This window comes from Microbacterium oxydans (assembly GCF_006540085.1).
Classification (GTDB): Bacteria; Actinomycetota; Actinomycetes; order Actinomycetales; family Microbacteriaceae; genus Microbacterium; species Microbacterium oxydans.
In genome coordinates, this window is record NZ_BJOG01000004.1 from 66,218 (window position 1) to 92,650 (window position 26,433).

Here is a 26,433-nt window from a genome sequence, read left to right on the forward strand (position 1 = left end):
TCTTGGGGGATGGTCAGCGGTTCACGTCGACGACGATCCGGCCGCGGATGCGGCCGTCCAGAAGGTCATCGGCAACGGAGAGGGCCTCGCTCAGGCCGACCTCGCGGCTCATAGCGGGCAGCAAGTCCAGGTCGAGCTCGTCGGCCAGGCGGTTCCATGCTGCGACGCGCTTGTCGTGGGGCTGGGTGACGCTGTTGAGGCCGAGCAGGCTCACCCCGCGCAGGATGAACGGTGCGACGGTGGCGGGCAGATCCATGCCCTGTGCGTTCCCGCATGCGGCGACGGCGCCGCCCGCCTTCGTCCCGGCACAGGCATTCGCAAGGGTATGGCTGCCGACGGAGTCGATCGCAGCCGCCCAGCGTTCCTTGCCGAGCGGCCGGCCGGGCTCCGACAGCTCTGTCCGGTCGATGATCGTCATCGCGCCGAGGCGGCGCAGGTAGTCGGCTTCAGCGGGACGGCCGGTCGACGCAACGACCGAGTAGCCGCCGCTTGCCAGTAGCGCGATCGCGAACCCGCCGACTCCGCCGTTCGCGCCCGTGACGAGGACGTCACCCGCATCAGGGCTGAGGCCGTGCGATTCGAGGGCCATGAGGGAGAGCATCGCCGTGTATCCGGCCGTGCCGATCGACATGGCCTGCCGCTCCGAGATCGCGTCAGGAACCGGCACGAGCCAGTCCGCGCTCACGCGAGCCCGCTGGGTGAGGCCGCCCCAGTGCGTCTCGCCGATGCCCCATCCATTCACCAGCACCCGGTCACCAGGCGCATAAGAGGGGCTGTCGCTGTGTTCCACGACACCGGCGAGGTCGATCCCGGGCACCATCGGGAAGCGACGCACGACTGGCGCCTTTCCCGTGATCGCGAGGGCATCTTTGTAGTTCAGGCCGCTGTACGACACGCGCACCGTGACGTCACCGTCAGGTAGCTCGCTCTCGTCGAGTTCGCGCAGCGCTGCCTGGTGTCCGGCGTCGGTCTTGTCGATGGAGATTGCGCTGAACATCATGCTCTCCCGGGATGGATGCGGACAGATGCGAGGTAACCGGCGAAGAACACTTCCATCGGTCGGACGTCGCGGGTCAGGCGGGCGCGAAGGATCGCGCCTTCCCAACCCACCCAGAAGAACGACGCCAGTTCGTCGCAGTCGGAGCCGGGCGGGATCTCGTCTGCGTCTGCGGCCAGTCGCAGGCACGCCGCGACGCGACGTTCCCAGTCGCGAAGCACGTCTTCGAGCGCTTCACGGTAGCCGTCGGGGAGGGAGGAGACCTCTTGGCCGAGGTTGCCGACTAGGCACCCTCGTTCGAAGTCATGTCGCACCATGCCGGCCTTGGCATCGTCCACGAACCGCGTCAGGCGTTCCAGCGGCGACGGCCCCTCTTCGAGCAGCCATCGGTCGAGCTTGCGAGCGAAGTAGTCCGCATACCGTTGCAGCACCTCGAATCCGAACGCGTCCTTGCTGTCGAAGTAGTGGTAGAAGGAGCCCTTCGGCACGCCGACACGCTTCAGGACCGCGTCGATGCCGGTCGCGCTCATGCCCTGCGTTGTGAGGACTTCCATGCCGCAGCGCAACAGCGCTTCCCGCGTGTCTCCGTGCTCGCGAGGGATCTTCGGGGGCCGTCCCCGGCGTGGTCGAGCTGCGATGTCGGTCATGACAGCGAATTTAGACCGACCGTCTCTAAATAACTACAAGTGCGCGCAGAGCATGCAGAGATCGGCCATCTGATGCAGTAATCGGCCAGTGCGCTTGTCATTAGCTCAATGTCAGACGGGAGAGTCGTCATCGAATCCATGGCGCAGGCGATGGATGCTGCGCACCCGCTGTGTGCCCGCGGAGACTTCCTGCGGCCTGCCTCGCCCTAACCTTGCGTTGGACTCGCTGGAGTTCCTCTCCAACGTCACCTCAGAGCCACCACGCCTCTTGCAGGTCGAGGAACGGTATCCGTGCCGGAGAATGGGTGGATGCCTGAATCCTGTGCCTTCTGTGGGTCGCCGGGGCCCCTGACCCGCGAGCACGTTTTCGGTCAGTGGGTGAGCAGGATTGGTTTGGATCTCGCACCGATGCGTCATCATGCGGGTCCGTTGAATGCTCTGCCGCGCGACATGGGGGAGCAGCCCCCATTCCGGCAAACGGTGAAGAGCTTCTGTGCTCCGTGTAATAACGGGTGGATGAGCAATCTCGAAACGGTCGCGCAGCGGGTGTTGACCCCGCTGATCCTGGACGAGCCCGGAACGATCACGCTCGAAGATCAAGCAGCGATCGCGACGTGGGTGCAGAAGACCGCGCTGACAGCGATGCTCCTGTCCAGCAAGGAACAGAGGGAGAACGGCTACGGGCTCTCTCCGTCGGAGTACAGGGCACTGTACGAACGTCGCGAGTTGATGCAACCGCTGGAGTTCAGTCAGTTCTGGGTCGGCAGATTCAAGGGAATCAACGGGTTCTCGGCTGTACGTGTTACCCCGCTGACGGTTCGCATTCCGGGGTTCCCCGAGCCGGCGCTGCCTCAGGGGTACGCGATGACGGTCGTCGTCGGTGCGCTCCTGCTGCACGGTGTGCGGTTCACCACTCCGGGTCTTCAGGCGGACACGACGACGGATCTCGGGATGCCACAGTTGTGGCCATCAGACACGTCGGTGACGTGGCCAGCTGGACGGACATGCACGGAGAAGTCTCTGCTCGCACTTGCAGACGGGGGTACGTTGCGTGCACTGGACGGTGAGGTGCGACTGCAACCTTGGTCCCACGCAGCTCACCTCCCGCGGAGTGCCTTCGAAAATGGTGCAGTCAAAGTCCCCGCGCTATGCCGCAAGCACGACATCTATTACCCCGTTGCGCTCTTGCGAGAAGCGCACCAGGGACGGTTCTACGCATTCATGGCTTCGTGCGAGTGCAGCGCCTATCTGATCCATACGGACTCTGACCGCGTCCGTTTCCGAGCCGCGGGTGAACCGGAGGGCATCGCGGCAATGTACGCCGACCTGACTGGGGACGAGTTCCTCATCGAGGATCAGGTCGGGGAGTTCGCCTGCAAGAGGCTGCCCGCCTGACGCGATCGGCCGTGGCAAGCGCTGGGAGGCGTACCTGCTGCATGTGACGGTCTCGATGCGAGTGATGTCCGCGGGTTACGGCTACAGATACCTATTACGCACGGTCGTTGCGGGCGACGGCGACAGATTGCTCTCGACCCCGCTGACGCGCTATTACGCCGAGGTTGGCACTCCACCGGGCCAGTGGCTTGGCGCTGGCGTCGCGGCGCTTGGCGGGGTGATCGCGGAGGGCGATCAGGTCACCGAAGGCCAGCTCGAACTCCTCCTCGGTCTCGGTCGGCACCCGGTTACGGGTGCTCCGCTCGGGCTGGAGTATCCGGCCTACAAGTCCGTGGCCGAGCGGATCGCGCAGCGCGTCGCCGCGCTCGATCCCGACCTCGGGCCGGCCAGCCGTGCGGAGGCGACCGTAGCAATCGAGGCCGAGGAGGCCGCACGCGGGACGCGCCGGGCGGTTGCGGGCTACGACTTCACCTTCTCCATTCCGAAGTCCGCCAGTGTGCTCTGGGCGGTGGCCGATGCGGGGACGCAGGCGCTTATCGCGGACGCGCATCACTCGGCGGTTGCGGAGGTGGTTGCGTTCATGGAGCGGGAGGTTGCAGCGACCCGCACGGGTGCAACCGGCCGCGACGGCGCGGTTGCACAGGTCGACGTCGCAGGTCTGATCGGCACCGCGTTCGACCACTACGACAGCCGGGCGGGCGACCCCCATCTGCACACGCACGTCGTCATCAGCAACAAGGTCCAGACCGTCCTCGACGGGAAATGGCGCAGCCTGGATGGGCGGCCGATGCACGCCGCAGTGGTCGCGCTCTCCGAACTGCACGAGGCGGTCTTCGCGGACCACCTCACCCGAATGCTCGGCGTCTCTTGGGAGGCGCGCGACATGGGCCGCGACCGGAACCCCGCCTGGGCGGTCACCGGGGTGCCGGAGGCACTGGTCAAGGAGTTCTCGACGCGTGCCCAGCACATCGACGCAGAGAGCGACCGGCTCATCGAGCGCTACGTCGAGACGCATGGGCGGCGGCCGTCGCCGGCGACGATCATGAAGCTCCGCGCCCAGGCCACGCTCTCCACTCGGCCGGAGAAGGAGGTGCGGTCGCTGGCCGCCCTCACGGCTTCGTGGCGGGAACGGGCCGGGAGGGTGCTCGGGTCGGATGCGACCTCGTGGGCGCGCGGCGTGACGGCGAACGAGGAGCCGTTGCTGTTGCGTGCCGACGACGTGCCTTTGGACGTGATCGACTCGCTCGGGGCAGACGTCGTGGCCGCGGTTGCGGAAAAGCGCTCCACTTGGCATCGCTGGAACCTCACCGCCGAGGCCGCTCGGCAGACAATGGCCTACCGGTTCGCGTCGACCGAGGATCGCGAAGCCATCGTCGGAATGGTCGTTGACGCTGCCGAGGCGGCCTCGCTGCGCTTGACCCCGCCGGAGCTCGCATCCAGCCCGGCGGAGTTCCGCCGACCGGACGGCACGAGCGTGTTCCGTCCGAAGCACTCCGCGCTGTTCTCCTCCGAGGCGCTGCTGGCCGCCGAAGACCGCCTCCTCGAGCGCGCCCGCACCACCACGGCGCCGACGGTGCCGCTGACCACCGTCGAACGAATCACGAAGCGCCCCGACAGCAAGGGCCGGATGCTCGGAGACGACCAGGCGGCCGCGCTGACGAAGATCGCGGTCTCCGGGCGCAGGGTCGATGTGCTGGTCGGCCCGGCGGGGGCGGGGAAGACGACGGCGATGTCGGCGTTGCGGCGGGCGTGGGAGCACGAGCACGGGCGCGGCAGCGTGGTGGGGCTCGCGCCGTCCGCGGTCGCCGCGCAGGTCCTGGCCGATGACCTCGGCATCCAGACCGAGAACACCGCGAAGTGGCTCGACACCCACGACCGCACCGGCGAGACGTTCCGCAAGTGTCAGCTCGTCATCGTCGATGAGGCGTCGCTGGCGGGCACGCTCTCCCTCGACCGCATCACCACCTTGGCGGCGGAGGCCGGGGCGAAGGTGCTGCTGGTCGGGGATCACGCCCAGCTACAGTCCGTTTCTGCCGGGGGCGCGTTTTCCCTCCTCGTTCACGACCGCGACGACGCCCCGGAGCTGGTCGACGTGCACCGGTTCGTCAACGTGTGGGAGAAGACCGCATCCCTCGCTCTGCGGTACGGCCGCACCGACGTCATTGACACCTACGCCGAGCACGGCCGCGTGATCGGCGGGGAGACCGAGGAGATGATCGACGCCGCCTACACCGCCTGGCGTACGGACACCCTGGCCGGGCGAGCCAGCGTCCTCGTGACCGACTCCAACGAGTCCGTCCGAGCGCTCAACAACAGGGCGCGGGCTGATCTGATCCTCGATGGCATCGTGAACGCCCGCCGCGAGGTCGAGCTGCACGACGGCACGAGAGCCGCGACCGGGGATACCGTCATCACCCGCCGCAACGACCGTCGCCTGCGCGCCGGCCGGTCCTGGGTCCGTAACGGCGACAGATGGAACATCACCGAGGTTCGGGACGACGGCGCCCTCACCCTCCGCCGCGCAGGCAAGCGATGGGGCGCATCGGTCGTGGTCCCGGCCAAGTACGCGGCCGAACATCTCGACCTCGGCTACGCCGTCACGTCCTACCGGGCGCAGGGCATCACGGTCGACTCCTCGCACGTCCTGGCGGATGCGTCGATGACCAGAGAGACGTTCTACGTCGCTATGACCCGTGGCCGCGAAGAGAACATCGCCTACGTCGCTGTCGATAAGCCCGACCCCGCCCACGACGGCCTGCACCCCGGTGAGAACACCGAGGCCACCGCCCGGTCGGTGTTGTTCGGGATGCTGCAGCACGTCGGCGCCGAGCTGTCGGCGCACGAGACGATCACCGCCGAGCAGGACGCCTGGGGCTCAATTGCGCAGCTCGCTGCCGAGTACGAGACCCTGGCTGCTGCCGCACAACACGACCGCTGGGCCGCACTCGTCCGCTCGTCGGGGCTCAGCGACGACGACGCAGACGACGCGATCGCTTCACCCGCATTCGGCGCATTGACCGCAGAGCTCCGCCGGGCAGAGGCGAACCAGCACGACGTCGAGACCCTACTGCCGCGCCTCGTGGGAGCACGCGGGTTCGGGGACGCCGATGACATCGCGGCCGTCCTGCACTACCGCGTCGCCAAGGCGACCGCGCGGCCGGCGGGGTCCGGTCGCGCGCGGAAGGCACCACGCTTGATCGCCGGCCTCATCCCCGAAGCCACTGGCACAGTGCCGTCCGAGATGCGGCAGGCGCTGACCGAGCGACGCGACCTTATCGAGACCCGGGCCGATGTGCTCCTCGACACCGCGCTCACTGAGAAGCACGAGTGGATCACGAAACTCGGCCTCCAGCCGAAGCAGGCGCGAGCAGCCCACGCATGGCGGAACGCCGCTCGCACCCTCGCTGCCTACCGTGACCGCTACGGCGTCACTGGGCCTGCACCCCTCGGAGCACGCGCCGAGACCGAGACGCAGAAGCTCGACGCTGCCCGCGCCCGTGCCGCGCTCGACAGGGTGCAAGACCTCGCCCAGGCCGAACAGCCAGAGCAGGAGCGCGCCCGGCGCACCCGGCCGCAGAGCGTCAGTCCGTCGCTGTAGCGGTTCGGTTACTCGGTTCGATCTGGTGGTTGGATCATCCGTACGTTCGAGACACCGCCCTGATTCACGCAGTCCTGAGCGAGGTCGTGAACGCGCCAGTAGAAGTCAAGATCGGCAGCCGCCGCGTTTACGGTGCTCTCGACAGGTATGTAGCGGTGCAACGGCGTGGAGACACCGCCGTAGGACCGGCCGAAGTTGTCCACAGTCAGGATCATCAAGGGCTCTGAACCGGTCCACTCGACCCCAACGCGCAAGTCGTACTCATCGTTGCCCGTCGCGTCGGCGGTCGCCCGGATGAGAGCCATCAGGTCTGCGACGCCGCACTCGACCGCGTCTGACTGGATCTGCCATCCCTCGAAGTATCCGTCGCTACTCATGCGGTGGCCGCCGATTGCGGCTGCGAGCGTGACTGATCCGTCGTGGTGGAGGCTCGCCCATGCTTCCCTCCACAGCGATCGGTCGCCCGTTGCGGTGTTGACGGCGATCCGGCGGCGCAACCCCGGTCGTGGATTGTGCCGGTCGACGTTTTCCAGCGGGTGCACACCGCTACGTCCGGCGTAGAGCAAGGCGAAGCCTTCCGCCTTGGTCAGCACGCCGCGCGCGCCGTCGCGTGTCAGGCGGTTGTGGAGTCGAGGGACGCGCGGGTGGGCGACAGCGATCAACCAGGCGCGTTCGCTCGTGGCGCGCCCGCCCGCAGTCTCGGCATACAGGTTGTCGAGCGTTTCGCTGGCGTGGCGGCGTTCATCGAAGCGGGCTCGGTACATTGCCTCGATCTGGCGTTCCTTCATCCATACGGTGTCGGAGTCGTTGCGCACCGGAGCGCCGAAGTAGTCGTTGCGGTAGATCAGGTGCGGTCCGTCAACGCTTGCCGGCACTTCCACGACTACAGCGCGGGCACCATCAGCTCCGAGACGGTGCACGTTGAGGCCGAAGACAGGTGGGGAGATCGCGGTGATCGCCGCGGAGCGCAGGGATCGCTCGTACGCTTCATCAAACTCTCCGACGTCGACGCGCTCTGTCGCAGCCTTCTGTGACTCGCGTACTCCGAACACGATGACGCCGCCGCCGCTGTTCGCCATCGCTGCAACGTCCTTGGGGAAGTCCGTTTGCGGTATGCCCTTCGCCGGCGGCAGCTCTGACTTCCAGTCCAGATCGTTCGTCTCCACGACTCCGCTGCTCACCGCCGCATCCAGCAGCTCGTCCGTCAGCGGTCCAGGACCGACCCCGAGGGCGCGATGCAGAGCGGTGAAAGTCATGACCCCCAGCGTAGGGATCACCTGCGACAACTGGCGGTGACGCCGACCGGAGGCCGCCTACAGCGCGCGCCCCTCCCGGCGCGCGGACGGGGTGATGGCCGACTCACGTGCGAGCGCCTTCCCGCTCACGCCTGCGGGCGGGTCGAGGAGTGCCGTGACGTCTGTGGCATCGGTGATGAGTGACGCGATGCCTTCGCGCAGGAGCCGGTGCGTCCCAGCACTGGAAACGCTGGTCACCGGGCCGGGCACGGCGCCGACCGGACGCCCGAGCTGCGCGGCGCGGGCGGCGAGGTTGAGGGAGCCGGAACGGTAGCCGGCCTCCGCGATGACGGTCGCACCGGAGAGGGCACCGAGGATGCGATTGCGGGCGAGGAAGCGCCACTTGGTCGGTGTCGCGCCGGGCGGCATCTCGCTGGCGAGCAGCCCGAGGTCTCCGACTCGTTCCAGCAGCTCACGGTTGCCGGAGGGGTAGAGCCGATCCAGTCCGCTGACCATCACGGCGAGAGTCTGCCCGCCTGTGGCGAGCGCGGCTCGGTGTGCGGCGGCGTCGATGCCGTAGGCGCCGCCGGCCACGATGATTCGTTCGGCATGTGTCAGATCGGAGGCGAGCTCGCCCGTGACGTGCTCGCCGTAGCTTGTGGCGGCGCGGGCTCCGGTGATCGTCACGCGATCGCTCAGCGGAGCGGTGAGAAACGATGTCGCACCACGCAGCCACAAGGCAGTCGGGGCGCGCTCGCCCAGGTCATTCAGAGCGGTCGGCCAGTCGCTGTCGCCAGGGACGAGAACGCGCAGCCCGAGGCGGTCGGTCTCTGTCAGCACCCGTGTGACCGCCTGGACATCCAAGCGCGGGGCGACCTTGTTACGCCACAGCCCGGCCTCGATCGCATCGACCTTCTTCGGGAACGCGCCGGTGCCAGTTGCCAGGCGGACGGTCTCGACTGCGCCGACCGCAGCGATGAGTCGCCCGGTCACCGCGTCGTCTGGCTCCAAGGTTGCAGCCAGAGCGACCCGTGCGGCGCGCTCGTCCTTGGAGAGAGAAGTGATCGTGGCCATGCCGGCTCCCGTCCGTGTGTGCCAGACAGGTGTGCGAGTGTCACCCGAACGAGCGGGCGCACCTCTTACGGATGTCGCAGGGGGGTCGTACCCTGGGAGCGAGGCAGATTCCTCCTTGATCTGGCGTCCTTGCGGACAGGCCCTCGGGCCGCTCTCTACGCACTGTCTCGTCATCTGACCGTGCCACGAGAGGACAATGCCATGATCCGGCTGCTTTGGGCGCTCAGCGCCCACGCCCGCTACTACCTGCGGCGCTACATGCCCACCAACATCGCGCTCGACGCGATCCGCACCCGCCGCGGCCTGAAATGGGGCACCCCCGCGATGCTCCTCGCCGCGCCGTACTTCCTCGCCGCTAACTACTGCCTCACCCTGATCGAGGACGGCGGCCCCGGCTGGCTGAACCTCCTCGTGCTCCTGTTCTGCTGGAACGCGCTCAAGTTCCTCATCATGGGGCCGATCAGCGTTGTCCTCCTCGTCCGCGCTCGCCTTGAGGAATCGGCAACCCGCCGCCGCGACCGCCGTACACGTCGGCCGATTGAGCCTGCTGAACCGACAACGGCGCGCATGCCATAGGAACTGCATCGCGACCTCGCCCGCACTGTTCGAACAGCGACGCCGCCCGGCAGGCGCTGATTCGCGTGCCGGGCGGCGGGCAACTCGACGGGGGAGCAGGGCGGGAGAACAGATCCGGTCATCTGTCCTTTGAGACTGGAGGGATGAATCAACACCAGTCCAGCCCGCACGGCCTGGAACCGCTCCTGAACATCGACGAACTCGCCGACTACCTCGGCGTGCCCGTCTCCACCATCTACGACTGGCGCACTAACGGCAAAGGCCCCCGCGCCTACCGCTTCGGCAAGCGCATCATGTTCGGCATAACCGACATCCGCGCCTGGATGGACACCATGCGCGAGCCCGCCGGCGCCGCCACCTTTCCTGGAGCGGGGGAGGGCGCGCGTGGGTAGGCCCCGCACAGCGATCGGCACCTTCGGGATCATCGCCACCCGCGCCCAGCCGAACGGCAACCATGTGGCCCGCGCCCGGTACCGGGACTGGGATGGCAGCAACCGGCTCGTCCAGGCCACGGGCCCGTCACGGGCCGCCGCGGAGCGCAAGCTCAAGCAGAAGCTCGCCGAACGTTCCCTCTACCAGCCCGGATTCAACGGGATGAGCGCCGACAGTTCGTTCCCGGAGCTCGTCGCGTACTGGCTGGAAGACATGGAGATCGAAGACCGCCTCTCACGAACCACGAGGAATCTCTACGAGCGTGACATGCGCGCCCTCGTGCTCCCTGCATTCAAAGACCTCACTCTCCGGGAGATCGGGGTCGCCCGCTGCGACTACTTCCTCAAACAACTCGCCAAGCGCAGTTACAGCCGTGCCAAGCACGCCCGCGTCGTCCTTCGACTCGCCCTCGCGCTCGCGGTCCGACACGAGATCCTGCCCCGCAACCCGATGGACCACGTCTCTCGACTGCACCGGAAGAAGACCATCCCGGACGCGTTCACCCTCGGCGAGGTGCATGAGATCCGGGCGGCGATCAAGGCCTGGGAGTCCCGGCGGATACTGGCGGGACCGAGGCCGGAGCGGCAACTCGGCCAGATCGTCGAGGTCATGCTCGGCACCTCCGCCCGCATCGGTGAAGTCCTCGCCATCCGAGTCCAGGATCTCGACCTGGATGGTCCGATCCCGACGGCAAGGATTGCCGGGACGATCATCAGCCGCAAGGGTGAGCCGACCCACCGGCAGGATCATCCGAAGACGGATCGCTCTGTCCGCCGCGTCGCACTGCCGTCGTTCGCGCTGCAGGCGATCCGCTTGCGACTTCTCCGTACAGGAGACACAGAACCGTGTGCGCTCCTGTTTAGTACGCGGGTTGGGACGCCGCACACGACGAACAACGTCCGCCGGCTCCTGCGCGACGTGATGGACGCGGCCGGGATCGAGAACGTTACCCCGCACCGATTCCGCCGGACCGTCGCGACCGTCGTCAACGACGCCCGGGGCGCGCTCCTCGCCTCCGAGCTCCTCGGGCACACCGACCCGAGGATCACGATGCAGCACTACATCCAGCGTAACGAGACCGTGAACCCGGTCACCGCGGAACTGCTCGACAAAGTGTTCGCCCAAGCAAGCTAAGTGCGGGATCGACAGGAAGCGTGCCCGCGAGATGTGATCTGGCACACTTCCTGTCGATCTGGCCACAACGACCGTGTCCTCGCTCCTGGCGGAACGAAGTCCAACGATCGGCGGGACAACTCGCGCCGTGATGTTGAGCGCGGCCTCACGACGATTGTCAGATGCGTGCGCCAGAATGAAGACATGTTCGATTCCTCTGCACCCGCCGCTGTCGACACGGCTGAGCTGCGGAAGGCTCGCGGCGCGTTCTTCACCCCGGACGCGATCACCCGCTACATCACGAACTGGGCAGTCCGCACCTCAGAGGATACGGTGCTGGAGCCGTCAGCCGGCGATGCCGCGTTCCTTGTGCAAGCCGTCCGGCGTCTCCAAGAGCTAGCCAACGGCGACACCGCAGCGCCCCGCGTGGACGGGGTGGAGATCCACCCGCACAGCGCCCGTATCGCCCGCACCCGGGTCAAGGAGGCCGGGGGAGACCCCAACCTGATCGTTAGCGACTTCTTCCTCGTCGAACCCGAGCCCCGCTACTCCGTGGTGATCGGAAACCCGCCGTATATCCGCTACCAGGACTTCACCGGAGAGTCCCGCACACGCTCCCGCGCCGCCGCGCTCAAAGCAGGCGTCGCACTGACGGCGCTCGCCTCCAGCTGGGCAGCCTTCACCATCCACTCCGCCCTGTTCCTCAAACCCGGCGGCCGGATGGGACTTGTGCTGCCCGCCGAACTGCTCAGCGTGAACTACGCCGCCGCCGTCAGACAGTTCCTCTTCGATCGCTTCCGCAGCGTAGAGCTCGTGCTGTTCACCGAGCAGGTGTTCCCCGAGGCCGAGGCTGACGTGGTCCTTCTCCTCGCCGACGGGTTTGACGAAGGGCCGACCGATCACGCCACCATCTATCAGGCACAAGACGCCGAAGCTCTCTCCACGCTCAGCGGCCCGCTGACCTGGACGCCACCGGACCCGGCGGCCAAGTGGACTGGCCTACTCGTCGACCCGGACGCGATCGAGCCGCTCCGCACCCTGAAAGCTAGCGGACACTTCACCAACCTCGAGGCCTGGGGTGACACCACGCTCGGGATGGTGACCGGCAACAACCGGTACTTTGCCCTCTCGCCCGCACGGGTGAAAGAGCTCGGTCTCACTCGCAAAGACCTGATCCGGCTCTCCCCGCCCGGCAGCTCGCATCTCCGTGGACTGGAGCTCTCCAGTGATGCCATGACCCGACTCGGGCAGAAGGGCAAGGCGACCTGGCTGTTCCGCCCGTCCGAGACCCCATCTCCCGCGGCTCAGGCATACATTGCGACCGGTCATCTCGCCGGCGTCGACGAGGCATACAAGTGCCGGGTCCGTAAGCCCTGGTATCGAGTCCCGCTCCTGCCGCCAGCGGACCTGCTGCTGACCTGCATGAACGCCGATACCCCACGCCTGACCACCAACAGCGCGCAGGCTGGGCACTTGAATTCTGTCCACGGCGTTTACCTCAAGGACGGTGTTCGGGCGCTGGGGCGAGAGTTGCTGCCTCTCGCCAGTCTGAACTCCGTCACCCTTCTGAATGCTGAAATGGTCGGTCGTTCGTACGGGGGCGGGATTCTCAAGCTCGAACCTCGCGAAGCCGATGTCTGGGCCATGCCTTCGACCGAACACATTCAGGCGCACGCCGACGCACTCCGCGCTATCAAACCGAGGGTCGCGACGCTGCTGCAGCACGGAAAGCTCGCCCAGGCCGTTGAACTTGTGGACCGCGTCCTGCTCACAGGCGCGGGCATTGTCTCGGAAGCTGACTTGGCTCGAGTACGGGTAGCTCACGCGGCTATGACACACCGACGCACAGCGAGGGGACGAAGTGGCCGCTGAACCGTCAACGAAGGCCAAAGCCTGGGCCATTTTTGACCGCATCGTCGCCGACGCGGCACCCGAAGGCGTCCACAGCAACCCGTGGACGAAGGGCCCCGACGGCAACCTGGTCTACGAACCTGACTACGCAACACTTACCCGCCTTCTTGGGGTGCCTCTCTACTTGAAGGCCCCAACGACAACGGGTGTCCCGGCACTTGCACTCGATGTGTGGCTCTCGTACGAACTCCGCCGCGCGGGCTTTGATGCGGACGCAGTGTGGCCCCGACCGACCGCACCGCGAATCCTTCCTGGACCCGTGGTCAGCCTGCTTGAGAAGGTCACCGTTAAGGAGCGCGAAGCGCTCTGGAAACGACTCCGCGCTAAGACCCCACCGGCCGGCGCAGCAGCATCGAGCGCCAGCATTCTGGGTAAGAACTACCTCAAACAGGTCGATGTGGTCATGTCGAACTGGGTTGCCGGACCCGAGTTGCTCATCAGCACGAAACGAATGGACTCCAGCTTCGGCAAGAACGCCGCCAACCGTGTAGAAGAATCCTACGGCGACGCCAAGAACCTTCGTCTCCGACATCCCCTCGCAGCGCTCGGCTTCGCGTACGGGCTTCGTTCCACGATCTTCGACGAGTCACCTGACAAAGCCGAATGGCTAATTGATCTGCTCCAGAAGCTTGGCAGGGAAGACGATGCCTATCACGCTGTTGCTCTCATTATCATTGAATACGGAGCGCACCTGGCCGTCGACGAGGGCAACGATGACCCTGGCGACGGGGAAGACCCCCTTGCCGAGGCAGGTATCACGCCACTCGAAGACGACGAGGTCGCCGAGGAAAGCGTCGAACTCTCAGCGGTTGAGGAAGCATTGGCAAACCTGCCTCACGTTGCGATCCGTGTCGAGCTTGTCCCCGCTGACCTCCAGCCGGGGTACTTCATCGCCGAAATGGTGCGGCGAGTAATCGACGCCACCCCAGTGAACTTGCACAAAGAAGCGCGTCGGCGACGGTCGCAGCCAGTCCTGGCGGTCGAGCGATGAATAGCGTTAGTCTCGCCGAGCAGTCACGCGTAGACGCGCTCCTTGGCAATGGGCGAGAGCACCCTTATGGATAAGGCCTTCGCGGCGACACGCCGAAGTGTCCTCACCCTCGCGGTTATCGGTGGTGTCCTAACGCTCGCGGCACTAGTCCTTCTGGAGCTTTTCCGCGACAATCTCTGGCCGTGGTTGTACGCGGCGGCCACCAATGTGCTGGGAGTTCTTTTCGGTCTGGCAGTCGTTTCGCTCATCTGGGAGTTTTTTGTTCGCCGCGATCACAGCACGGATCTCCGGCACTATCTTCGGCTCGGATCGAGTATCGCGAAGTCGGGGTTGCAGGATGTGTCTCCTCGTTCAAAATTGGACTGGCAGCATTTGCTCGCGTCCGCGAATGACATCACCGTACTTACCTACAACGGAGATTGGCTCGACAGAAACGCCTACGTGATTCGAGACGTCGCACGTGAGCGGCCTCTGTCGGTGACCATCGCAGTGCCGGTGAATGGCGGAGCCTATCTCGCGCGGGAAGCCGAGTTGCGCGGGGTTACTGCCGAAAGGCTCGCCGACAATATTGGCGACGTGGTCGCGCGAGCTGCTCGACTGTGGCGCGACGCAAAGCAGGGTTCTGAACAGTTGCACCGAGGAAGCAAACTTAGCGTTGTAGAGCATGATCTCGACCTCGGCTATGAGGTTGTCACGATCGATCGAACGACGATTGTGACCCTCGCGGCTCCCGGAGACTCGGACGAACTTCGCGATCGTGTTGCGTTCGTGTACAACCAGAGCCCGGAGGAGTATCCGACGAACTTCTTCACGGCTTATAAGCCGCTCCTGGCCGGCATGAACCGATTGGATGAGGTCTAGGTAATGAGCGCACTAGCTGTTGATGCGAAGCAGATTCGCCTTGAGGATTTGCTTGACTCGGTGGAAGAAGGCACGGCCGTACTTCCCGCGTTTCAGCGTGACTTCGACTGGTCGGACTCGGACGTCGTCAGCTTGCTTGCGACTCTGCTCTCCGATTGGCCCGCGGGGAGCCTCCTACTGATGAGTGGAGCGCCGAAGTTTTTTGAAGTTCGGAAGTTTGAGGACGGTCCAGATCTCGCTAACGATGTGCGGTATGTCGTCCTCGACGGGCAGCAGCGTCTCACCGCCCTATTTCACGCGATCCGGGGGCGCGGAGACGTTGCTTTCATCCTTCGCGCGCAGGACTTGGCCAACTCCGACGGGAGCGCCGAGGCGATTGAGGAACTCATCGAGCTTGTCCCACGCGGGAAGTGGAAACGCGAGTACCCGCTTGAGCGGCAAAGTCGAGAACGCCTGGTGCCGTTGCATGAACTTCGAACCGCGTCAGACTTTTTCGCCTGGCGCGACCGCGTGATCGAAGCGACACCGGAGAGGGAGCGCGGAGAGGTCGGCAGACTCTTGGCGGATGTCTACCGGTCTCACCTTGGACGACTGAATACATATGCGTTCCCGGCTGTATTGCTTGACAACGACCTACCACCGGCAGCCGTTGCTCGGATTTTCGAACGGATCAATTTGACCGGCTTGCGGCTAAACACGTTCGACTTGCTCGTCGCGCGGGTATACGAGCCGGAATGGAATCTGCGGGATAGGTGGGAAACAGCGCGTCGCGAGAGCGAGCCGATTGCGCACTGGCTCGGAGACGATGGACTTCCGGTGATCCAAACGATCTCGCTCAATCTTGAGGGTGACGTTCGTCAGCCCGCGCTCCTCGGCCTCAAAGCGCGGGACATTCGTGGCTCGTGGGACCCGGCAGTGGCCGCAACTGAAGCGGCTGTCTTGAAGCTCCGCAACATTGGGATCCCTGCGCCTTCCTGGATGCCATACCGCGGTCTGTTGCTGCCGCTCGCTGATCGGGCGATGCGTTTGGGACGGGACTCGCTTGAGGATAACGCTGAGCTCTCTACCTGGTTCTGGGCCCGTTCACTGGGGATGGACTATGGGGTCGGTTCGAGTACCCGAATAGCGTTGGACTCTCGACTACTGTCTGAGGTGAACCCGGACTGGTCCTCAGCTTCTTTCGCGATTGATCGTCGACTGCTTCAAAGTGCAACCCGCCGACAACAGTCAGCCCTGTGGTCGGCGTTTACTTCGCTCCTCGCGGCAGAGGAACCGCGTGATTTCCTGACTGGCGAAGTGATCGTTAGTCCTGCTGAAGACGCAGTTGTCGTCAGCCTGTTTCCGCGCGGCGAGGGGGATCTTCATCTGCGCGTCCTCGGGATGGTTCTGATGACGCGTGCGTCAGCTCGCCAAGTGCGACGGGAACGCGGCAGCTTCCTGAGCACGGTCCCGGAAGCTGCCCTTGAATCGCAACTACTTCCGGGTGGACCACTGCTGGAATCGTTGGCGGACCCGGACGTTTTCTTGCGCCGTCGCGCAGACCTCTTGGAGCAACGCGTCAGCGGATACTCCGATGTTCCCATTCGGTGGTTCGACGGACGAGATGAGTAGACCACCGAAAGCCAATCGACGCGCTACTCGAATCTAAAGAGGCATCCACTTGAGCCAGACCGGCTAATCATCGATCCGCTTCCCTCTGCCCTCGGATACTCGGTCATCATTACATCCACGCCCCTACCAAGACCTTCACCAGTCCTCTTCTTCGTCACAATGTCAGTAGGAGGCCACAGTGCCCACACCTCTTGAAGGCCAGATTCTAAGCGACTTCGAGAACCGTCTAGCGGCATCAGACGCGATCTCGGTCGAGCTGGCCGCGAAGTTGATGGAACTCGTCCGCAGCGATCGCGTGCCTACAGCAGAATCTCTCCTCGAGGCGACCAAGACGAACGTGGGAGACCAGCCCGTATGATCCAGCTTGAACACCTCCACGTCGAGGAGCTCCGAGGCATCCGTTCCATCGATCTGAACCTGGCCGCCAAGTCGTTCGTTGTATACGGGCCGAACGGGTCTGGCAAGAGCGGTGTCGTCGACGCCATCGACTTCGGCCTCACGGGTAGCATCGCGCGCCTAGCCGGCGACGGAACCGCGGGCGTGACGCTTCTACGTCACGGACCGCATGTCCACCGGCGCGACGACCCCGCCGCCGCTAAGGTCGTGCTCCGCGTGAGGGACACCGAATCGGGCGAGGTGGCCACGATCACGCGCAGCGTGAAGACTGCCGCCACCTTTACGCTCACTCCGGACACGCCCGCTATGCGCAGGGCACTCCAAGCGGCGGCGGATCATCCCGAACTCACCCTCTCGCGCCGCGAGCTGATCAAATACATTGTCGCCAAGCCCGGGCAGCGCGCCGCCGAAGTGCAGGCGCTCCTGAAGCTCGATCGCGTCGAAGCCTTGCGAAAGTCGCTTAAAGCGGCCTCGTTCAAGGCCGCAACGGACGCCAAGACGGGCGCGTCGGAGCGCGCGCTCGCCGAACGGTCCTTCCAACAGCATCTTGGCCTGACTTCGCTGTTGTCTGCCGAGGTCTTGCGCGAAATCAACAAGCGTCGCGAGATTCTTGGGCTGGCGGCCCTGATCGAGCTCACCGTTGATACTGACGTCCTGCAGGGATCGGGTGAACGGCGGAAGTCCAGCTCGATCAACCTGGATAGCGCTCGACGCGAACTCGCCACGCTGCGCACAGTGATCACCGAAGACGATGCGATCAAGATGGCCTGCGAGGAACTTCAAGGCAAGGTCGCGACCTTCGTGGCCAACCCATCCATGATGGACGCGATCCGGCACCGAGAGCTACTCGATCTGGGGCTCGCGGCGGTCGAGGCCGCCACCTGCCCGCTCTGCGATCTAGCTTGGGAGTCCCAGGAGAGCCTCGAAGCACACATCGCCGAGCGCATCGCCGCCACCGAGGCAGCGCAGAAGCTACGCGGTGAAGTCACCACGGCGGCCGCTTCATACAGGACGGCGCTCCGAGGCTTGCGCGAGCAGGCAGAGCGGATTGTTCCGTCCGCACGCAACTTCGGATCAGAGGATCTTCCGCATCTTCTGAAGTCTTGGACGGACTCGCTTGCCGTCTTGGAAGGAACGGTCGGCACCTTCGAGGCTGTGACCGCCCACGACGCCTCGCATTCTGTGACGGCTCACGTTCCTCCGAAGCTGTTGACGGAGGCCTTCGACGCGCTCCGCACCGCGCTCGAAGATGCCCCTGATGAGTCTGACGAGGACGCTGCGCGCACCTTCCTTGATCTCGCCAAGGACCGATGGACCCGCGTTCGGCTCGCGCGCGTAGACGCCAAGAAGTCCGACGCTGTGAAGAAGGCCGCCCAGGAAGCCTATGACCTCTACTGTGCGTCCGCCGACGAAGCACTGTCGACCCTGTACGCCACTGTCGAACACGACTTCAGCCGCTACTACCAGTTCGTCAATGCAGACGATGAGGAGGCTTTTCGCGCTGAGCTCGTCCCCAGCTCGGGAAGCCTCGACCTAAAGGTCGATTTCTACCAGCTCGGCATGTTCCCGCCCGTGGCCTATCACAGCGAAGGTCATCAGGACGGGATGGGTGTCTGCCTGTACCTCGCCCTGGTGAAGCAGCTTCTCGGCCCAGATTTCAAGTACGCGGTACTCGATGACGTCGTGATGTCCGTCGACTCCAACCACCGGCGCCGCTTCGCTGAACTCTTAAAGACCGAGTTCGCTGGCGTCCAGTTCATCATCACCACGCATGACGAGGTTTGGGCTCGTCAGATGCGCGCATCCGGACTCGTCAAGTCCGCCTCGATGGCACGATTCTACGGCTGGACAGTCGACGCCGGCCCCGCCTACGGCGTGAGCGATGCGTGGGCCTCAATCGAAGCCGACCTCGAAAAAGAAGACGTAGCCGGTGCTGCCCACAAGCTCCGACGAGCACTCGAAGCGAGCACGTCCGATATCGCCGAGAGCATCGGGGGGTCGGTGCCCTACCGCAGCGACGGCACCTACGACCTCTCGGCGTTCCTGGACTCCATCAAAGGCCGCCACGGAAAGCTTTTGGGCTTGGCCGCGAGCTCGGCGCAATCCTGGGGAAACCAGCCGCAGACCCAACGAGTTGAACAGCTCAAGCAGCGCCGGAACGCCGTCGTCCCAGAGCAAGATGCCGAGTCGTGGCTTCTCAATAAGCTCGTCCACAACAACGACTGGGCCAATGGCACCGCGGCCGACTTCCGCCCTGTGCTCGCTGCGGCACAGGACTTCCTCTCGCTTTTCCGGTGCGAGAACGCTGACTGCGAATCATGGATCGCCGTGAGCGGAAGGACCGGAGCCGAAGAGTCGCTTCGCTGCGCCTGCCAGACATACAACCTCAACCTCACGAAGAAGAAGCAATAGCCGCACGCCCAGCACCGCGATCAGCGCAGGCTTGCGGCTTCCGTTGAGGCGGGTCCGATCGACGACCAGCGCGGAATGCGCGGACGTTCTTGGAAGACCCGGCGGAGGCAGCCCTAGAGCGTGTCGGTCGAGCAGAGTCGGTACTGCTGACAAGGATGGAACTATGGGGAAACCGTCGACTCGAATTGAGCAGCAGGGTGAACGGCTGAATGAGTTCCGTCACGCCTTCATCGAGTTGATGAACGCCTCGAAGCCTGTGGGTGGCGACTGGGATCTACCGAGGCTAGTTCCCGCCGTTTCGGACGACAAGTGGTCCCAGCTCCAGAGGGACACCGCAATCGCGGCGGGTGCTGCGCAGGAGGCATACAGCGCCAACGGCGGTGGCACGTTCACGATGCGCAATGCTGCCTACATGACGACCGTCAACCCCATCGCGAACTGGCATTTCGCGCTAGAACGTCCTGACGAGCTCAAGCCCCAGATGGTGGTGTCAGCGGTCGATCTCGCAATCGGTCAGGCGCGTACTCGGTACGAGAACGCGCTTCAGCATGAGCGCGGACTTGTCGGCGTGATCGCGAGCTTCCTCCGCTGGCCGCAGACGCTACGTGAAGCTGTCGGACCGAGTTGGAGCCAGCGTACCGCCGCGGGTGCCCTGGGAGTCGTCGGACAGGTGCTCGTCGGCGCGGTGGCCGCTGCTCTTGGAACCGCGCTCGTTTGGGGTGTGGTCGAACTTTGGCGACTTTGGTTCTAGCGAGAGTCCTCGTATACGTACGGGCATCCGGGTCGGACAGAGTTCTCCGAGCCGGAAGACGCACCGGAACTGGCGGCTGTGTGGACATGGCTGAAAGCTACGGTTGACACATGACCGAATCGTCTCGTGCCATTGTGCGGCGCTGGTTGTTCACTGCGGTCGTGGACCTCGGCGAGCAGGCATACCGGCGGCAGGTGCATGCGCGAATCACGCACCTCTTTGGGGACGAGTTCAGCGCCGAGGACATGCGGCCGCGCGTTGGTAGACGAGGCGAAGCCGCGTGGCAGAACAACGTCGACTCCCTATACGACCAGCTCAAGCATCGAGGAGAGATGCTGCCGTCGACGCGCGGAGGTCCGTGGCGACTCAGTCCGCTTTCGATTGCCGAGGCGCAGCGATACCGCGCGGGCCTGCGTGATGATACTGAAGCCGAGCTTCTCGCCGACTTCAAACCCAAAGACAGCGGCGAGTACATTGCTCGACTGCAAGGTCAGGTGCTGACGAAACGACGAGATCATGAAGAGACGCTGAGGACCTTCGGTATCGCTGCCGCGGCGCGCGGCTGGAAACCCGCGACCAATGTCCATCCTCGAGACATGGAACTGACCCGGGTCGGCGAGGTTTGTCTTGTTGAGGTGAAACAGGTATATCGCGGCAACGCAACCAAAGCAGTGCGCGAAGCGACCGCACAGCTTTTGGAGTACCGCTATTTCTGGTACCGGAACGACACTCGGCAGCCGCACTTGTTGGCCGTGTTCTCCGAGCCGATTGGCGACGAGCACGCACGATACTTGGAGTCGCTTCACATCGCTTCAATCTGGAAGATCACAGACGAGGGATGGGGGAGTAGCGCCCTCGCAACGTCACTGGGCTTCGACCCTGGGCGACAGGTGCCTTCGTAACCACCAGACACTTCAATCAGCGGGGAGGGGGGGACCAGAAGGGGACCAGAATCATGCAAATCATGCATCGCACGAAGCGTCCTGCATGATCTGAGCCCCGGCGTCACGCGGGATTCAGCCTTGACGACGCCGTCTGGACGCCTGGGGGTCAAGGGGTCGCAGGTTCAAATCCTGTCAGCCCGACCATAAAAGCCCCGGAGAACCGCTGAAAAACGCGGAACTCCGGGGCTTTTTCCGTCTCCGGCGCCGTGCGGAGGGCTCCCACCGAGCACTCGGCATGGTGGGAGCCTTCCGTCACTCGCTCGCGACTACGCCGTCGGCGCCCCGATATAGCCGGCGAGGAAGGTGAAGGTGTCCCAGGAAACTCCGGGCACCTTCGAGAGCTCGGGCAGAGGCATGAGATCGGTTGCTCCGAGGCTGCGCAGGGTGTCGACCTGCATGCGGAAGTCGTTGTACTGCTGCTGGCTGGCGAAGTCGGTCTTCCCGCCGTACCTGAGGTGAACCACGGCTCCGGTCGGGACCTTCACGATTGCTTCCATTGCTGTCTCCTGTTGAGGTGTCGTCGGTCCGCTCCCTGCGAGCGGCGCGTCGTCGATGTAGGGATCGGGGTTGAGTGCCACGCCGTTGCGCTGGACTTCGATGTGCAGGTGCGGACCGGTGGACTGGCCGGTGTCACCGACTTTGCCGATGAACTGCCCTCGCGAAACCGGCCCTGTGCCGATGCGCGTGCCCTCGAGCATGTGCGCATAGACGGTGCGATAGCCGTCGGCGTGCTGAATGTGAATGCTCTCGCCGTAGGCGCCCTTGTTCCCGGTGATACCGCTGATGACGATCGTCCCATCGGCGACTGCGTGGATCGGCGTCCCCAAACCAGGGGTGTAGTCGATTCCGGCGTGCGCCGGGTACTGTCCGACGAAGCCGCGCGAGCGCCCGGAACGGAACGTGAACGGGTAACCCCAGGTCACGGCAGCGGCCGCTGATTGCGGGCGACCGACCGCGCCCACGCCGGCAGCAGTGACCGCCGCCGTGATCGCAGCGGCCGTCATGAACGTTCTGCGACCTACTCCGGGCAGCACTGAAGGGGGTTTCGGTTCGTTGGGGTGCATGTCAGTGACAGTAGCGGGCTGTCCCCAGATCAACGTGCCGTGGTCCGATAGACGCTCGGGCGAGGTAGACCGCTGAACAGTACATGCAGATCGTCCGGCCCCCGAAGGCGGGCCGGACGATCTGACGGTCATCGCGTCTGGAAGCGGGACCGTAACAGCAGGCGCGGCGTCACGCCGGCCAGTAGTTCTTCTTGACCGTGACTTCTTCGATCTTCGCGGTGCCGCCGACCGACCGCACATGCGCGTAGAGCCGGACCGGACCGACCAGGGTGTACGGCATCACGTACTGCGCGTGGGTGATCCCGTCACTGGAGACGGTCTTCGGGATCTCGACGGTGGGCTGCACGAACGACTGTGCGACGGCGCCAGCGGAGTTCAGAGCCTCCGCGACCACACGGAGCTGGAGGGCGGAAGCGACGCCGGATGCCCGCAGGTTGACGACGACGTCTCCGGTCTCACGCCGTCCGGCGGCGAGTACCGCGAGATAGAACTCGGTTGCCCCGACGCGCACGGGCATCCAGGAGTTCGCAGGGATGACGGTGTTCCATGCGTAGGTGGTGGACTGATGGGTGGGCACGGGATCCTCCGAGGCGGGGGGTTGACTGGGTGAGTTGTCGATGACGTAGTTCTCGAAGTCGACGGTGTTCCTGAATCCGAGCTGGTTCGGTGAGCCGCCGATCCAGAGTGAGACGTGGACGTGTGCTCCGTAGCCGGTCTCGCTGTCGAAACCGGACGCTCCCGAGTAGGCGATGACCGTTCCCTGCGTCACGCGCGTGCCCACTCGGACCACACTCGAGTCGAGGTGCAGATAACGGATGTAGTTGCCGTCGTCCCCGCGGAGCGCCAGGTAGCGGCCCGTCGCCGTGGACGTGGTGTCCTTGCGATCGACGATGAGGCCATTCGTCACGGCCATGACGGGCATGCCCCTCGGCACGGAGTAGTCGGTGCCCGGCTCCGCGGAGTTGCGGTTGCGGTGCCCCTGCCAGGAGTCGGAGATCGGTGCGTAGCCACACGGCCGGATGTACGTCCCGGCTGCAGCCGCTCTTTCTCCGGGGGCCACGACGTTCAGCCCGAACATCGCGGCGCCACCTGCGACTCCGGAGGCGATCAGGGCCGATCTTCGAGAGAGAAGGGGAGGCGCCGGCGGGCTCGACGACTCCACCGTCGGTTCTGAGCCGCACATCAGCGGTCGCCGCCCTCGTTCTTCCCGTCGATCAACTTCTGGATCTGATCCTCGGGGAGGCGCTCGATCGACGCGGACGACAGCCCGATGTCCGGATTCGACGGAGAACCACCGATCGTGCACTGCGCCTCTCCTTGGAAGCCGGAGGTCTGCGCCGGGACGATCACGAGCCACTCCGGGGTCACGCTGCGGTGCTCGATGCGGCTGGCGGCCGAGTCGAACTGCACGTCGCCGGCGAAACCCGATCGCGTCGAGTCGACGCAGATCTCGACCAGCTGGGTGGCGGTGAAGTCCCCGAAGTCTCCGGAGCTGGAGCTGGGGGTCGGAGTGGGGGCAGGCTCCGATGTCGTGCTCGGGCTGACGGCGGGAGCGGGGGTGGAGGTGGGGACAGCGCTGGAGGTGGGGGCTGAGCCGGAGGCACATCCAGCGAGGGTGACTGCTCCGAGAGCCAACGCGGCTCCCAGGGCGAAGCGTTCGAGGCGGGGAGATCTCATGGTCCGAAAATAGCAGCGGCATCGCGCGGTGCCGGGGTGCCTCGACGGCCTGAGGCGAATCCGGGCGAAGAATCGCGGGCTCTGTTCCTCGTGCTCAAGCCTCGGTGCACGGGCGGCGGGGCAATGGAAGGGGCTTGCTATGCCGGGACACGGGGCTAGCCTGAACGCGAACACGTCCGACAAGCACATCCGAACAAGCAAGGGAGTATCCGCATGGCACACCGGATCGGCTACCTCATCGGAAGCCTCGCCCATGACTCGATCAACCGCGTCGTCGCGACCGCGCTCGTGAAGCTGGCCCCGCCCAGCCTGGAGATGGTCGAGATCCCGATCCGCGATCTGCCGCTGTACAACCGTGACGACGAACTCGATCCGGTCGCCGCCGTGACCACGTTCAAGCACGCGGTCGAGCGCGCCGAAGGCCTCCTGATCGTGTCGCCGGAGTACAACCGCTCGATCCCCGGCGCCCTGAAGAACGCGATCGACTGGGGGTCGCGGCCGTGGGGCCACAACTCGTTCGCCCGCAAGCCCACCGGCATCATCGGAGCCTCCACCGGCGCCATCGGCACCGCGGTGATGCAGTCCTCGATGCGCAGTGTGCTGAGCTTCCTCAACGCCCCTCAGCTGAACGCCCCCGAGGCGTATCTGACCTACCGTCCTGAGATGTTCGGCCCCGACGGCACGGTCGAGGATGCCGGCACGAAGAAGTTCCTCGAGCACTACATGGAGGAGTACGCCGCCTTCGTCGAACGCGTGCTCTCCCTCACGGCGCCCGGGCACGTCGGCGACCAGGACTGAACTTCTAGGCAGGAGTCAGCTTCCAGAGCGGGCGACCGCCGCCGCCATGACTGCGGACAGACTCGCGGAGAGTACGGATCGTCCGCGGCCGGCCGACCACGAGCTCCCCGCCGCGGTGCGGTGTTCGAGGAGCGTCAGAGCATCGCTCTCCGCCCCCGATCCGACGCTCGTCTGGTGGAGCCCGACGATGTCCAGGCGCACGCCATGGGCGGAGAGTGCCGCAGAGAGAGCCTCGATAGGGCCGCCTTCACGGTGAACCGTCGTGTGCTCGCGGCCCTCGACCTGGAGTGTGATGCGCGTGCGTGGGTTCCCCTCGCCGTCGGCGGAGTCGTAGGAGACGAGACGGGTCCCGGAATCACTGCCCGAAACGGGGCGGAGATAGACCGCCTCGAAGACGTCCCACAGCTCTGCCGCCGTGACCTCGGCTCCGGTCGCGTCGGTGTGCCGCTGCACGTGCCGGGCGAAGTCGATCTGCAGGCGCCGAGGCAGCTCGACCCCGTACTCGCTCTCCAGCAGATATGCGATACCTCCCTTGCCCGACTGCGAGTTGACGCGGATCACGGCGTCGTAGCCGCGACCGATGTCCGCGGGGTCGATCGGCAGATAGGGGACCCGCCACTCGATCTCCCTCTCATCGCGGTCCTCCGCGGCGGCGCGGGCGCGGTGCTCGGCGAAGCCCTTCTTGATCGCATCCTGGTGCGTGCCGCTGAACGCCGTGTGCACCAGATCGCCGACGTAGGGGTGGCGGGCGTGCACCTCGATCCGGTTGCAGTGCTCGACGGTGCGGCGGATCTCGTCGATGTCGGAGAAGTCGATCATGGGATCCACGCCCTGCGCGTGGAGGTTCAGCGCGAGCGTCGCGATGTCGACGTTGCCCGTGCGCTCGCCGTTTCCGAAGATGCAGCCCTCCACCCGCTGCGCTCCGGCCAGCACCGCGAGCTCGGCGCAGGCGATACCCGTCCCGCGGTCGTTGTGGGGATGCACGGAGAGGACCACGGAGTCACGGCGTGCGAGGTTCTTGTGCATGTACTCGATCTGATCCGCGTACACGTTCGGGGTGGCGATCTCGACCGTCGCCGGCAGATTGAGGATCACCGGCCGCTCGGGGGTGGCCTGCCACAGCTCGGTCATCGCATCGCAGATGTCGATCACGTAGTCGGGTTCGGTCAGGTTGAACACCTCGGGGGAGAACTCGAAGCGCACGTTCGGCAGATGCCCGGCGAGCTCCCACACGTCGCGGCCGCCGGAGAGGATGAGCTGCTTCAGCTCCTCGCGCTCGTGCCCCAGCACCAGGCTGCGCCACGCGGGGGCTGTCGCGGTGTACATGTGGATCACGACCTGGTTGGCGATGCCGCGGACGGACTCCACCGTCCGCTCGATGAGATCGCGGCGCGCGGGGGTGAACACCACGATCGTCACGTCCTCCGGTGCGATGTCGCTGTCCGCGATCAGCCGCACGAAGTCGTAGTCGGTCTGTGACGCCGACGGGTATCCCACTTCGATCTCCTTGTACCCCATCCGCACCATCAGCTCGAAGAACCGGCGCTTGCGGGCTGGATCCATCGGTTCGGCGAGAGCCTGGTTGCCATCGCGCAGGTCGACCGGCACCCACAGCGGGGCGGCCGTGAGTCGATGGGCGGGCCAGTCCCGCTCGGTAAGCGGCACCTCGACGCGTGAGTAGACGTCGCGGTAGCGGTGCGAGGGCATCGGCGAGTTCTTCTGCCGGTTCCAGGCGGGAGCGCCGTCGATGCCGGCGGCGGAGTCATGGATGGGCGATGTCGTGGTCATGGTGATGCGGCGTCCTTCTCGGAGAGGGGAGACCGGCACACTCGACCCCACGGCGGGGTGCCGGTCCGGCTACGCCCCGCCGTGGCGGCGAAGAAGGAGGTGCTCTGACGAGAACATGGCTAGACTGTAGCAGAACCCCTCAGACAAGTAGACGAGAGGCCG

General features: G+C 65.3%; 22 protein-coding genes. 14 read left to right on the top strand and 8 right to left on the bottom strand.

The window, feature by feature from the left end; all coding sequences use genetic code 11:
• Window positions 1-13: 13 nt before the first annotated feature.
• Window positions 14-997 (bottom strand): acrylyl-CoA reductase (NADPH), encoded by a 984-nt coding sequence (gene acuI, locus MOX01_RS08275; protein WP_024357659.1) that lies wholly within the window; start codon window positions 995-997, stop codon window positions 14-16.
• Window positions 997-1,644, bottom strand: coding sequence for an acrylate utilization transcriptional regulator AcuR (gene acuR / locus MOX01_RS08280; RefSeq protein WP_076624041.1), 648 nt, complete (start codon window positions 1,642-1,644; stop codon window positions 997-999). The genes acuI and acuR overlap by 1 nt, the downstream gene beginning before the upstream one ends.
• 516 nt (window positions 1,645-2,160) lie before the next feature.
• Between acuR and MOX01_RS08285 the strand changes: the two genes are divergently transcribed.
• Window positions 2,161-3,039 (top strand): hypothetical protein, encoded by an 879-nt coding sequence (locus MOX01_RS08285; RefSeq protein WP_082914219.1) that lies wholly within the window; start codon window positions 2,161-2,163, stop codon window positions 3,037-3,039.
• 55 nt (window positions 3,040-3,094) lie between these two features.
• Window positions 3,095-6,637, top strand: coding sequence for a MobF family relaxase (gene mobF, locus MOX01_RS08290; RefSeq protein ID WP_141369232.1), 3,543 nt, complete (start codon window positions 3,095-3,097; stop codon window positions 6,635-6,637).
• Between the two features lie 8 nt (window positions 6,638-6,645).
• On the opposite strand, the gene MOX01_RS08295 is transcribed toward mobF, so the two are convergent.
• Together MOX01_RS08295 and MOX01_RS08300 are read right to left on the bottom strand one after the other, a co-directional pair.
• Window positions 6,646-7,893 carry an AlbA family DNA-binding domain-containing protein gene (locus MOX01_RS08295; protein ID WP_067115772.1) on the bottom strand — a complete coding sequence of 416 codons (1,248 nt, stop codon included), beginning with the start codon at window positions 7,891-7,893 and terminating at the stop codon, window positions 6,646-6,648.
• 57 nt (window positions 7,894-7,950) lie between these two features.
• Window positions 7,951-8,946: a DNA-processing protein DprA gene (locus MOX01_RS08300; RefSeq protein ID WP_067115775.1), complete on the bottom strand. Its 996-nt coding sequence runs from the start codon at window positions 8,944-8,946 to the stop codon at window positions 7,951-7,953.
• 201 nt (window positions 8,947-9,147) lie between these two features.
• Between MOX01_RS08300 and MOX01_RS08305 the strand changes: the two genes are divergently transcribed.
• The 11 genes from MOX01_RS08305 to MOX01_RS08355 all read left to right on the top strand — a co-directional run bounded on the left by MOX01_RS08305 (window position 9,148) and on the right by MOX01_RS08355 (window position 20,902).
• Window positions 9,148-9,522: a sulfate permease gene (locus tag MOX01_RS08305; RefSeq protein ID WP_067115778.1), complete on the top strand. Its 375-nt coding sequence runs from the start codon at window positions 9,148-9,150 to the stop codon at window positions 9,520-9,522.
• Between the two features lie 143 nt (window positions 9,523-9,665).
• Entirely contained in the window at window positions 9,666-9,914 is a 249-nt protein-coding gene (locus MOX01_RS08310; RefSeq protein ID WP_067115781.1) for a helix-turn-helix transcriptional regulator, read from the top strand.
• Complete coding sequence (locus MOX01_RS08315; RefSeq protein ID WP_067115784.1) at window positions 9,907-11,088, top strand: tyrosine-type recombinase/integrase; 1,182 nt, start codon at window positions 9,907-9,909, stop codon at window positions 11,086-11,088. The genes MOX01_RS08310 and MOX01_RS08315 overlap by 8 nt, the downstream gene beginning before the upstream one ends.
• 183 nt (window positions 11,089-11,271) lie before the next feature.
• Window positions 11,272-12,939 carry an HsdM family class I SAM-dependent methyltransferase gene (locus MOX01_RS08320; RefSeq protein ID WP_067115787.1) on the top strand — a complete coding sequence of 556 codons (1,668 nt, stop codon included), beginning with the start codon at window positions 11,272-11,274 and terminating at the stop codon, window positions 12,937-12,939.
• A complete protein-coding gene (locus tag MOX01_RS08325; RefSeq protein ID WP_067115790.1) occupies window positions 12,929-13,969 on the top strand; it encodes a hypothetical protein in 1,041 nt (346 codons plus the stop codon). The genes MOX01_RS08320 and MOX01_RS08325 overlap by 11 nt, the downstream gene beginning before the upstream one ends.
• Before the next feature lie 42 nt (window positions 13,970-14,011).
• Window positions 14,012-14,830 carry a hypothetical protein gene (locus MOX01_RS08330; RefSeq protein WP_141369234.1) on the top strand — a complete coding sequence of 273 codons (819 nt, stop codon included), beginning with the start codon at window positions 14,012-14,014 and terminating at the stop codon, window positions 14,828-14,830.
• Between the two features lie 3 nt (window positions 14,831-14,833).
• Window positions 14,834-16,441 carry a GmrSD restriction endonuclease domain-containing protein gene (locus tag MOX01_RS08335; RefSeq protein WP_082914220.1) on the top strand — a complete coding sequence of 536 codons (1,608 nt, stop codon included), beginning with the start codon at window positions 14,834-14,836 and terminating at the stop codon, window positions 16,439-16,441.
• Between the two features lie 178 nt (window positions 16,442-16,619).
• Window positions 16,620-16,799 carry a hypothetical protein gene (locus tag MOX01_RS08340; RefSeq protein WP_141369236.1) on the top strand — a complete coding sequence of 60 codons (180 nt, stop codon included), beginning with the start codon at window positions 16,620-16,622 and terminating at the stop codon, window positions 16,797-16,799.
• A complete protein-coding gene (locus tag MOX01_RS08345) occupies window positions 16,796-19,249 on the top strand; it encodes an AAA family ATPase (RefSeq protein WP_141369238.1) in 2,454 nt (817 codons plus the stop codon). Before MOX01_RS08340 ends, MOX01_RS08345 begins: the two co-directional genes overlap by 4 nt.
• A gap of 163 nt (window positions 19,250-19,412) precedes the next feature.
• Window positions 19,413-20,000, top strand: coding sequence for a hypothetical protein (locus tag MOX01_RS08350; protein ID WP_067115801.1), 588 nt, complete (start codon window positions 19,413-19,415; stop codon window positions 19,998-20,000).
• A 110-nt stretch (window positions 20,001-20,110) separates the two neighbouring features.
• On the top strand, window positions 20,111-20,902 hold the full coding sequence (locus MOX01_RS08355) for a hypothetical protein (RefSeq protein WP_067115804.1): 792 nt from the start codon (window positions 20,111-20,113) through the stop codon (window positions 20,900-20,902).
• Between the two features lie 308 nt (window positions 20,903-21,210).
• Here the strand turns inward: MOX01_RS08355 and MOX01_RS08360 are convergent, their stop codons facing one another.
• The 3 genes from MOX01_RS08360 to MOX01_RS19140 form a co-directional block, all read right to left on the bottom strand.
• Window positions 21,211-21,948: a M23 family metallopeptidase gene (locus tag MOX01_RS08360; RefSeq protein WP_170224179.1), complete on the bottom strand. Its 738-nt coding sequence runs from the start codon at window positions 21,946-21,948 to the stop codon at window positions 21,211-21,213.
• A gap of 229 nt (window positions 21,949-22,177) precedes the next feature.
• Complete coding sequence (locus MOX01_RS19135) at window positions 22,178-23,086, bottom strand: M23 family metallopeptidase (RefSeq protein WP_170224181.1); 909 nt, start codon at window positions 23,084-23,086, stop codon at window positions 22,178-22,180.
• A 104-nt stretch (window positions 23,087-23,190) separates the two neighbouring features.
• Window positions 23,191-23,685 (bottom strand): hypothetical protein, encoded by a 495-nt coding sequence (locus tag MOX01_RS19140; protein ID WP_170224183.1) that lies wholly within the window; start codon window positions 23,683-23,685, stop codon window positions 23,191-23,193.
• Window positions 23,686-23,898: 213 nt separating this feature from the next.
• On the opposite strand from MOX01_RS19140, the gene MOX01_RS08370 reads away from it, so the two are divergent.
• Window positions 23,899-24,483, top strand: coding sequence for an NADPH-dependent FMN reductase (locus MOX01_RS08370; RefSeq protein ID WP_061017084.1), 585 nt, complete (start codon window positions 23,899-23,901; stop codon window positions 24,481-24,483).
• Between the two features lie 15 nt (window positions 24,484-24,498).
• Here MOX01_RS08370 and MOX01_RS08375 read toward each other — a convergent pair whose 3' ends face one another.
• Window positions 24,499-26,271 (bottom strand): 2-isopropylmalate synthase, encoded by a 1,773-nt coding sequence (locus tag MOX01_RS08375; protein WP_211368752.1) that lies wholly within the window; start codon window positions 26,269-26,271, stop codon window positions 24,499-24,501.
• Window positions 26,272-26,433: the final 162 nt, after the last annotated feature.